This window comes from uncultured Frigoribacterium sp. (assembly GCF_963515265.1).
Taxonomy (GTDB): domain Bacteria; phylum Actinomycetota; class Actinomycetes; order Actinomycetales; family Microbacteriaceae; genus Frigoribacterium.
The window spans coordinates 21,087-30,219 of the sequence record NZ_CAUPYL010000012.1 but is presented as its reverse complement, the minus strand read 5'-3'; the positions used below and the strand labels follow the sequence as shown (position 1 = coordinate 30,219).

General features: G+C 71.8%; 13 protein-coding genes and 2 tRNA genes. 7 read left to right on the top strand and 8 right to left on the bottom strand.

Annotation, left to right across the window (positions count from 1 at the left end):
• The 3 genes from RWM17_RS02885 to RWM17_RS02875 form a co-directional block, all read left to right on the top strand.
• Window positions 1–638, top strand: a 638-nt coding sequence (locus RWM17_RS02885) for an ABC transporter ATP-binding protein (RefSeq protein WP_314101159.1), incomplete at its 5' end; no start/stop codon positions are given.
• Entirely contained in the window at window positions 635–1,429 is a 795-nt protein-coding gene (locus RWM17_RS02880; protein WP_314101156.1) for an energy-coupling factor transporter transmembrane component T, read from the top strand. The genes RWM17_RS02885 and RWM17_RS02880, both read left to right, overlap by 4 nt.
• The gene (locus RWM17_RS02875; protein ID WP_314101153.1) at window positions 1,422–2,081 is read left to right on the top strand and encodes an ATP-binding protein; all 660 of its coding nucleotides are present in this window, start codon (window positions 1,422–1,424) and stop codon (window positions 2,079–2,081) included. Before RWM17_RS02880 ends, RWM17_RS02875 begins: the two co-directional genes overlap by 8 nt.
• Here RWM17_RS02875 and RWM17_RS02870 read toward each other — a convergent pair.
• From RWM17_RS02870 to RWM17_RS02850, 5 genes are all read right to left on the bottom strand, one after another.
• Window positions 2,078–2,359 (bottom strand): metallopeptidase family protein, encoded by a 282-nt coding sequence (locus RWM17_RS02870; RefSeq protein WP_314101166.1) that lies wholly within the window; start codon window positions 2,357–2,359, stop codon window positions 2,078–2,080. The genes RWM17_RS02875 and RWM17_RS02870 overlap by 4 nt on opposite strands.
• Before the next feature lie 372 nt (window positions 2,360–2,731).
• Window positions 2,732–2,807: transfer RNA gene (locus RWM17_RS02865), tRNA-His, on the bottom strand.
• 40 nt (window positions 2,808–2,847) lie between these two features.
• Window positions 2,848–3,468, bottom strand: a complete 621-nt coding sequence (orn, locus tag RWM17_RS02860; RefSeq protein ID WP_123548205.1) for an oligoribonuclease — start codon at window positions 3,466–3,468, stop codon at window positions 2,848–2,850.
• A 38-nt stretch (window positions 3,469–3,506) separates the two neighbouring features.
• The gene (locus tag RWM17_RS02855) at window positions 3,507–4,772 is read right to left on the bottom strand and encodes an MFS transporter (RefSeq protein WP_399539967.1); all 1,266 of its coding nucleotides are present in this window, start codon (window positions 4,770–4,772) and stop codon (window positions 3,507–3,509) included.
• A complete protein-coding gene (locus RWM17_RS02850) occupies window positions 4,769–5,206 on the bottom strand; it encodes a MarR family winged helix-turn-helix transcriptional regulator (RefSeq protein ID WP_192041219.1) in 438 nt (145 codons plus the stop codon). The genes RWM17_RS02855 and RWM17_RS02850 overlap by 4 nt, the downstream gene beginning before the upstream one ends.
• 131 nt (window positions 5,207–5,337) lie before the next feature.
• Between RWM17_RS02850 and RWM17_RS02845 the strand changes: the two genes are divergently transcribed.
• From RWM17_RS02845 to RWM17_RS02835, 3 genes are all read left to right on the top strand, one after another.
• Window positions 5,338–5,634: an oligoribonuclease gene (locus RWM17_RS02845; RefSeq protein WP_123548208.1), complete on the top strand. Its 297-nt coding sequence runs from the start codon at window positions 5,338–5,340 to the stop codon at window positions 5,632–5,634.
• A 67-nt stretch (window positions 5,635–5,701) separates the two neighbouring features.
• Entirely contained in the window at window positions 5,702–5,962 is a 261-nt protein-coding gene (locus RWM17_RS02840) for a thioredoxin family protein (RefSeq protein ID WP_314101144.1), read from the top strand.
• Between the two features lie 50 nt (window positions 5,963–6,012).
• Window positions 6,013–6,085 (top strand) — tRNA-Arg (locus tag RWM17_RS02835).
• 93 nt (window positions 6,086–6,178) lie between these two features.
• On the opposite strand, the gene RWM17_RS02830 is transcribed toward RWM17_RS02835, so the two are convergent.
• The 3 genes from RWM17_RS02830 to RWM17_RS02820 form a co-directional block, all read right to left on the bottom strand.
• Window positions 6,179–7,012, bottom strand: a complete 834-nt coding sequence (locus tag RWM17_RS02830) for a hypothetical protein (RefSeq protein WP_314101141.1) — start codon at window positions 7,010–7,012, stop codon at window positions 6,179–6,181.
• 73 nt (window positions 7,013–7,085) lie between these two features.
• Window positions 7,086–7,394: a hypothetical protein gene (locus RWM17_RS02825; protein WP_314101139.1), complete on the bottom strand. Its 309-nt coding sequence runs from the start codon at window positions 7,392–7,394 to the stop codon at window positions 7,086–7,088.
• 141 nt (window positions 7,395–7,535) lie between these two features.
• Window positions 7,536–8,555, bottom strand: a complete 1,020-nt coding sequence (locus tag RWM17_RS02820) for an aldo/keto reductase (RefSeq protein WP_314101136.1) — start codon at window positions 8,553–8,555, stop codon at window positions 7,536–7,538.
• Between the two features lie 34 nt (window positions 8,556–8,589).
• Here RWM17_RS02820 and msrA point away from each other — a divergent pair, with 34 nt between their 5' ends.
• A complete protein-coding gene (msrA, locus tag RWM17_RS02815) occupies window positions 8,590–9,117 on the top strand; it encodes a peptide-methionine (S)-S-oxide reductase MsrA (protein WP_314101134.1) in 528 nt (175 codons plus the stop codon).
• Window positions 9,118–9,133 lie beyond the last annotated feature (16 nt).

Below are 9,133 nucleotides of genomic sequence, written 5' to 3'. Positions count from 1 at the left end.
GCCGTGCCGTCGCCTCCGACATCGACCTGACGGTCCACGACGCCCGCACGCTGGCCGTGACCGGCCCCAACGGCGCGGGCAAGTCGACGCTCGCCCTGACGCTCGCCGGCCTGCTCGCCCCGGTCTCCGGCGAGCTGCGTGCCACGCCCGAGCTCGCGGCCGGGGCGGGCGAGGCACCAGTGCGGTGGCGCTCGCGCGAGCTGCTCACCCGGGTCGGCACGGTGTTCCAGGACCCGGAGCACCAGTTCCTCACCCCCACCGTGCGTCGCGAGCTGGCGGTCGGGCCGGAGGCGCTCGGCGAGCCGGCCGCGCAGGTCGACGAGCGCGTCGACGAGCTGCTGACCCGCCTCCGGCTGGACCACCTCGCCGGCGCGAACCCGTTCACGCTGTCCGGGGGCGAGAAGCGGCGCCTGTCGGTGGCGACCGTCCTCGCGTCGCGGCCCCGCCTCCTCGTGCTAGACGAGCCGACCTTCGGGCAGGACGCCCGCACCTGGCGCGAGCTCGTGGCTCTGCTGGCGGCGCTCGTCGACGAGGGCCGCAGCGTCGTCGCGGTCACCCACGACGCCGAGTTCGTCGCCGCGCTGGCCGACGACGTGGTCGTCCTCGAGCGGCCCGTCGTCGTGGGGGAGGCGCGGTGAGCCTGCTCGAGGCGGTCGAGACCGACCGCGTCGTCGGGCGGGTCAACCCCGTCGCGAAGCTCCTCGCCGCGCTCGTCGTGTCGGTGGTGCTGCTGCTCTCGATCGACTGGGTGTCGGCGGGGGTGGCGCTCGGTCTCGAGCTGCTGCTGCTGCCCTGGGCGGGACTCTCGGCGAGGCAGCTGCTCCGGAGGACGGCGCCGCTCTGGATCGCGGCGCCGATGTCGGTCGTCGTCACGGTGCTCTACGGCCGCGACGACGGCGCCGTGCTGCTGCAGTTCTGGTGGATCAGCGTGACGGAGGGGTCCGTCTCGTTGGCCTTCGCCATCGGCCTGCGCATCCTCGCGGTCGGCATCCCCGGCATCGTCTTGCTCGCCACGACCGACCCCACCGACCTCGCCGACGGCCTCGCCCAGGTGCTGCGGCTGCCGGCGCGGTTCGTGCTCGGCGGCCTCGCGGGGCTCCGGCTCGCCGGGCTGTTCGCGGACGACTGGCGCCAGCTCGCCCTCGCCCGTCGGGCACGGGGGGTCGCCGACGCCCGCGGCCCGGTCGCCGCCGCACGCCGCCTCGCCGGGCAGGCGTTCGCCCTGCTGGTCCTGTCGGTGCGGCGCGGGAGCAAGCTCGCGACCGCGATGGAGGCGAAGGGCTTCGGCTCGGACATGGAGCGCACCTGGGCCCGGCCGTCGACCGTGGGGCTCCGGGACGCCGTGCTGGTCGTGATCGGCGTGCTCGTCGCGGCGGCTGCCGTCACGGCCGCGGTGCTCGCGGGGACCTGGGAGTTCGTCCTTGCCTGACGTCGGGGCAGGCGAGGCTGGCTCGCCGGCCGTGGGCTCGCCGGGCGTGCGCCCGCGCGACGTCGTCGTCGACCTGCTGACGAGGGCGCAGGAGGCGCGGGTCGGCGGAGACAGGGTGGTGCTGCTGATCGACGGCCGGTCGGGCTCGGGCAAGACCACGCTGGCGCGTCACCTGGTCGACGCGTGGCCGGTGGACCAGCTCGGGCCGGTCCAGCTCGTCCACCTCGACGACGTCTACCCGGGCTGGCACGGGCTCGAGGCGGCGTCGCGGATCGTCGAGTCGGGGATCCTGGCGGCGGCGGACCCGGGGTGGACCACGTGGGACTGGGAGCACGGCGTGCCGGGGGAGGGGCGGACGCTCGACCCGGCCGTCTCGGTGGTCGTCGAGGGCGCCGGGGCGCTGACCCGCGCCTCCTCGGCCCTGGCGACGCTGCGCGTCTGGCTGGAGCTCGACGACGAGACGCGGCGGTCCCGTGCGCTGGGGCGCGACGGCGCGACCTACGAGCCGTGGTGGGACGTGTGGGCCGAGCAGGAGGAACGTCACCTCGCGGTCGAGCACCCGCGGAGCCTCGCCGACGTCGTGGTTGACGTCGGGCCCGGCGACTCCGTCGGCGGCTCGAGCGACGCCCCCGTCGGCGGCCCGGCGGGCTAGGCCCAGCCGAGCTCGTGCAGCTGGGCGTCGTCGATGCCGTAGAAGTGCGCGATCTCGTGGACGAGCGTCACGTGGATCTCGTCGCGGAGCTCCGCCTCGGTGTCGACGACGGCGAGGTGCGGCTCGCGGTAGAGGATGATCCGGTCGGGCAGCTCGCCGAAGCCGTAGGTGCCGCGCTCGGTGAGGGCGACGCCGTCGTAGAGGCCGAGCAGGTCGAGGGAGCCGTCCTCGGGGCGGTCGTCGGTGACGAAGACGACGTTGTCGAGACCGTCGACCATGTCGTCGGGCAGCTCGTCGAGCTCTGCCACCACCAGCTCGTCGAACCGCGCGAGGCTCAGCGTCGCCGGGTCGATGCCTGCCGCCGCCGCGCCGTCAGCTCTCTCGTCGTCCACCGGCCCAGCGTCCCACACGCCCCTGACCGCCGAGGTGCCCACGCGACACCGACAAACCACCGTGGGACATCACGCCGCTTCGTCGCTCCCAAGTAGCGACCGGTGCCCCGACGCGACGAGCGAAGCGAAGTTGCCCCTCGCCCGCTCACCGATGCACCTACCCGGCCACCAACGACGTCTTCGACGCGGAACGCGTCGAAGACTGAAAGGCACCGAAAACCCCAAAAAGCCCTGCCGAGTAGGGCAGGGCTTTTCCATTGGGGTGAGTAACGGGGCTTGAACCCGCGGCCTCCTAGACCACAACCAGGCGCTCTACCAGCTGAGCTATACCCACCATGCGCGACTGCCGAAGCGATCGCAACGAGAAGACTCTACTACAGCCGGGGCGCCCATTCGTCCACGACGGCCTTCGAGATCGCCTGGACGTCGTCGGTGGTGGGGCCGGGGTCGGCGACGAAACCGGCACGGCGGTAGTACTCGAGCTCGCGGATGGACTCGAGGATGTCGGCGAGGGCACGGTGGCCGCCGTGCTTCTGGGGTGCGTTGAAGTAGACGCGGGGGAACCAGCGGCGGGCGAGTTCTTTGATGGAGGAGACGTCGACGCTGCGGTAGTGCAGGTGACCGTCGACGCGGGGCATGTACTTGGCGAGGAACGCACGGTCGGTGCCGATGGTGTTGCCGGCGAGGGGCGCGTGCTGCTCGGTCGGGACGTACTTCAGGATGTACTCGAGCACCTCGTACTCGGCCTCGGCGAGGCTGGCGCCGTTCGGGATCTCGTCGATCAGCCCGGAGGTCGTGTGCATCTCGGTGACGAAGTCGCCCATGTTGTCGAGGGCCGACTGGTCGGGCTTGATGACGATGGTGAAGCCGGGGTGCACGGGCACGAGGTCGAAGTCGGTGACGACGACGGCCACCTCGACGAGCTCGTCGACGGCGATGTCGAGACCCGTCATCTCGCAGTCGATCCACACCAGTCGGTCGTTCGTCGTAGCCATGCGGCCACTCTAGTCCGGGCCGGGCGCGCGGGTCGCGGCTACGAGACCTCGCCGGCGGAGATCGCCTCGGCCTCGACGCGGGTCGACTCGGGGCCGTCGTCGACGCGGCGCAGCGCGCGACGCCCCGCGAGGATGATCACGAGGCCGACGGCGACGCTCGCGGCGGCGAAGACGTAGGCGGCACTCGGCGCGATGCTGTCGGCGAGCAGCGTGGCCACCGGCGGGGCGATCGCTCCGCCGATGAACCGCACGGCCGAGTACGCGCTCGACGCGACCGAGCGGGGCAGGTCGGTGGCCTCCATGACGCTCTCGGTGAGGACGGTGTTCAGCACGCCGAGCACGAGGCCGCCGACGACGACGCAGGTGACGAGCGCCGCGGGAGTGCCGACGAAGAGGGCCGCCGCGAGCAGGTCGAGCGTGAGGAGGGGGAGGGCGATGCGCAGCACCGTCGTCCGCTTCATCCGGGCCGTCAGCAACGGGGCGACCCACACCGAGGTGATCGCGAGGCCGACGCCCCAGCCGAAGAAGGTGAGGCCGATGCCCATGGCGCCGAAGCCGAGCGGGTACGGGGTGTACGCCAGCAGCACGAAGAAGCCGATGTTGTAGAAGAACGCGGTCGCCGCGAGGGTCCCGAGGGCCGGCACGGCCAGCGCGCGGAACGGCGCGGACAGCTTCGTGGGCGTCGGCTTCTCGATCGCACCGCCCTTCAGGAACACCGCGATGGCGATGAACGCGATCGCCATCAGCGCGGTGACGCCGAAGAAGGGTCCGCGCCAGCTCACCGAGCCCAGCAGGCCGCCGATGAGGGGGCCGATCGCGATGCCGAGGCCGAGGGCGGCCTCGTACAGGATGATGGCGGAGGCGGTGCCCCCGGAGGCGGCGCCCACGATCGTCGCGAGCGCGGTCGAGATGAAGAGGGCGTTGCCGAGGCCCCAGCCGGCACGGAAGCCGATGACCTCCCACACGTCGCCGCTCGTGGCGGCGAGCACGGCGAAGACGACGATCAGGGCGAGGCCGATCATGAGCGTCTTCTTGGCGCCGAGGCGGCTCGAGACCCAGCTGGTGAAGAACATCGCGATGCCGGTGACGGCCAGGTAGCTGGTGAAGAGCAGCTCGGTCTGCGTCGGGGTCGCCTTCAGCGACTCGGCGATGGCAGGCAGGATCGGGTCGACGAGGCCGATGCCCATGAAGGCGACGACGCAGGCGAACGCGATCGCCCAGACGGCGGTGGGCTGCTCGAGGATGCTCGGCTTCGCGGCGCCGGGGCCGGTGCTCGCGGCCGTGCCGTGGCTCGCGGCGCTCACGCGGACACCGCCTCGGACGCGACGCGGGTGCTCAGCAGCTGGGCGGCGTGGTCGAGCACGCGCCACTCGTCGTCGTCGAGGTCGTCGAAGAGATGGCCGAGCGCGGTCGCGAGCTGGCCCTTCCACTCGGCCAGCGCCTCCGTGCCCTTGGGGGTGATGGCGATGAGCCAGGCGCGGGAGTCGTCGACGTCGGCGATGCGGCGGACGAGCTCGTCGTCGGCCAGGCCGTGGATGAGCTTGGTCATCGTGGGCTGGCTGACGCGGCTCGTCCGGGCGAGGTCGCCGACGCGCATCGAGCCGTCGGTCGTGAGGATCGAGAGCGTGCGCCAGACGGCGGGCGAGGTCGTGCGGCCGGTCTCCTGCGCGGCGATCCGCGTCAGGCGATGGGTCGACGTCAGGAGGTTCTCCAGGATGTCGGTCGGCTGTGAAGTCATCCGGCAAGTGTATAGCCAGTCTATATAGCTTGGCAATGTGAATGGGTCTCGCGACTGCCCCGACGGTCGGATCCCGGGGGAGGCGCCCCCAAGCTGGGCGAGGGATCGGTGCCCCCTGGTAGAACGGCTCCATGACAGACAGCAAGCCCACCGTGGCCGAGGGATCCGAGTACGTCGTCTTCTTCGAGGGCGGCCCGAGCGACGGCCGCACCGACACTCGCATCAGCACCAACGGCTCCTACGACGAGGAGATCGTCGACTACGTCCTCGTCGAGGGCATCGAGACCGGCTTCGTCTACACGGCTCGCGAGGCAAAGATGAACGCCGACCAGCTCCAGGTCCACTACGAGCTCGACGAGAAGGACAGCGACCCCGTCGACGACCTCGAGAACCGAGGCGACCGCACCGACCAGGCCGGCTCCGTCTGATCTCGGTCCGGCACGACACGAGGAGGCGCGAGGGAACATTCCCTCGCGCCTCCTCGTTGTCCCGGCCATGAAGCTCGAGCTGTACACGTCCGCGTTCTGTGCTCCCTGCCACGCGGCCCGCGCCGTCGTGGCTGAGGCACAGGCCCTCGTCCCTGCCCTCGTGGTCGACGAGGCGGACGTCGCCGCGCGTGCCGACCAGGCCGAGGCGCGGGGCATCACGAGCACGCCGACCATTGTCGTGCTGACCGACGACGGCACCGAGGTGTTCCGCGCGGCGGGTGCACCGCGTCTCGACCAGGTGCTGGGAGCGCTGGCCCTCGCCGTCTGACGGCGTCGCCGCCCGGGCGGACCGGGCCCACGCGCTATCGTGGGGGGCACGCCCTCGTAGCTCAGCGGATAGAGCAGGAGCCTTCTAATCTCTTGGTCGCAGGTTCGATTCCTGCCGAGGGCACCGTGACGTGATCCACGTGGTGCTTCTCATCTCGTGGTCGCAGGTTCGATTCCTGCCGAGGGCACCGTGACGTGATCCACGTGCCCCGGACCCCTACGCGTCGGGCGTCGTCCGGCGGCGGACGTCCTGGGCGCTGACCTGCTGGCCGTACGACGTCGTGTCCGGGTCGACGTCCGTGTCGTCGTCAGGCGACGACGTCACGACCGCCTCGGTGCGGGTCTCGGACGGGGCCTCGCGAGCCGGGGTCGGCTCGTCGGCGGGACGCGTCGCGGGAGAGACCGGTGCCCGCCACTGCTCGTAGCCCGGTGCACCCGTCTGTGCAGGCTGCGCGGGCTGCGTCGACGTGGTCGGTCGCGTCTCACGGGAGGCCGTGGCCGCCTGCTCCGCCTCCCAGGCCTTCTGACGCGCGTCGAGTCCCTTGTCGACGTCCGCCTCCTCGTAGCTCCACCGTTCGAGGTCGGCCCTGAAGAGCTTCTTCGCACGCCCGGGTTTGTTCTGCCACTCGATCAGTCGGTCGCGCAGCTCGTCGAGGGCGTGCCCCGAGTCGTAGCTGAAGCTCGCGGAGTTCCGCTTGAGCTCCGCGATCTCGTGCTCGGCCCAGCTGGCCGCGGTGCCTGCTCCGGAGACCGGCAGCAGGCGGAGCCGCACCTCGCTCTCCTGGGCGAGGTGGTCGGCGTAGGCGCGCTCCTCCGGCCCGAGCGAGCTCCAGATCGCCGCCTTGCGCGCAGCCGTGACGATGCCGGCGACCGCCGTGGCCTTCGCCTCGTCGTCGTGCATCGCGACCACGCGGCGCATGGCCGCACGGCCGACGAGGGCGGCGATCACGCCCGCCAGGACGATGGCCACGAAGGGCACCACGGCCCCCGAGACGATGCGCCACCCGGCGTCCGACGACAACCATTCCACGAAGCTGTTCCACCACTGCATGCGGCGAACTCTACAGCTGAGGTCGAAGGTCGAGCGGGCACCTGCCAGGTGTGCCGTGGGCCGTCCGCCGGGCTCAGGCGAAGCGGAAGCAGTCCGTGGCGTCGGACCGGCTCCAGAACTCGCCGATCTCGACGAACCGACGCTCGCGGGCGACGAAGCGCTTGGCGCGCCAACGGTCGCCGAGCGGGTCGTCGAGCCGCTCCACGTAGCCGAGCACCTCGCCGCCGGCCCGGGTGACCCGAGCGAGGTCGTCGCGGACCTGCACGAGGCGGAGGCCGCCGCGGGTCTCGGTGAGGGCCTCGCGCGTCGCCGCCGCGGCGGGTGTCGTCGTGGAGGCGCGGGTGTCGCCCGGGGTGAGGATCGTGGTGCTCGTGAGGGTCACGTCGTGCTCCTGAAGGTCATCCGGCCGATGCTGTCGAGGACGAGCACCACGGTACGGACGACCACCGACATCGACGACGCCGCCCGCTCCCTCGAGGGGAGCGGGCGGCGTGACGGTGCGGCCCCGGGAGGACCCCGCGTCTCAGCGGTCGGTGCCGTCCACCGCGAACGGCTCGATCGCGGCGATCTCGTCGTCGCTCAGAGCCGCGCCGTGCAGGGCGTCGAGGCTGTCGTCGAGCTGCGCGACCGACGACGCGCCGATGAGCGCGCTCGTCACGGCGGGCTGCCGCAGCACCCAGGTCAGGGCGAGCTGGGCGAGCGACTGGCCGCGCGCCTCCGCGATCTCGTTCAGGCCCCGCACGCGCTCGAGGTAGGTCTCGTCGAGGGCGTCCTCGGTGAACCAGCGGCCCTCGGCGGCACGCGACCCTGCCGGGGCCTTGCCCGAGAGGTACCGGTTCGTCAGCAGGCCGCCGGCGAGCGGCGAGAAGACGATCGAGCCGACGCCGTTCTCGAGCAAGGTGTCGAAGAGCCCCTTCTCGGGCGCCCGGTCGAACATGTTGTAGCGCGGCTGGTGGATGAGCAGCGGCACGCCCTCGTCGGCGAGGGCGTCGATCGCCGCCTGCGTCTGCTCGGGGTCGTAGTTCGAGATGCCGGCGTAGAGGGCCTTGCCCTGGTGCACGGCCGTCGCGAGGGCGCCCATCGTCTCCTCGATCGGGGTCTCGGGGTCGGGCCGGTGCGAGTAGAAGACGTCGACGTAGTCGAGGCCGGTGCGCTCGAGGCTGGCCTCGAGCGAGTTCAGCAAGTACTTGCGCGAGCCGCCGTCGCCGTACGGGCCCGGGCGCATGTCGTAGCCGGCCTTCGTGGAGATCACGAGCTCGTCGCGGTAGGGCACGAGGTTCGCCGCGTGGACGCGACCGAACTGCTCCTCCGCCGAGCCGTAGGGCGGCCCGTAGTTGTTCGCGAGGTCGAAGTGGGTGACGCCGCGGTCGAAGGCGCGCAGCACGATGTCGCGCTGCGTCTCGAGGGCGCGGTCGGTGCCGAAGTTGTTCCAGAGGCCGAGGGAGATGCGGGGCAGCTTGAGGCCGCTGCGCCCGGTGCGGACGTAGTCCAGCTTCGAGTACCGCTCGTCGTCGGCGACGTAGGGAGTGAAGGGTGATCTCATGTCGTCAGCCTAGGGCGGGAGTACCCTCGCCGACATGACCACGTTCGTGCTCGCCGGCGGCTGCTTCTGGTGCCTCGACGCGGTGTTCCGCACCCTCGACGGGGTCTCGGCGGTCGTCTCCGGCTACACGGGCGGCCGGACGGCGCACCCCTCGTACGACGACGTCTGCACGGGGACGACCGGGCACGCCGAGGCGGTCTCGGTCACGTTCGACCCCGCGGTGCTCCCGGCCGACGTCGTGCTCGACGTGTTCTTCACCCTGCACGACCCGCGGCAGCTCGACCGACAGGGCGCCGACGTCGGCACGCAGTACCGCTCGGCGATGTTCGCGGCCGACGACGAGCAGGTCGAGCTGTTCGAGGCGGCCCGCGACCGTGCCGCCGAGACGTGGGGCGGAGGCGTCGTCACGACCGTCGAGCGGCTCGGCCCCTGGACCGAGGCCGAGCCCGAGCACCAGGACTTCTTCGAGAAGAACCCGGGCCAGGGCTACTGCACCGCGGTCGCCCTGCCCAAGGTGACGAAGGTCCGCAAGAGCTTCGCGAGGTGGGTGCTCGCGACCTGAGCGCGCGCCGCGCAGC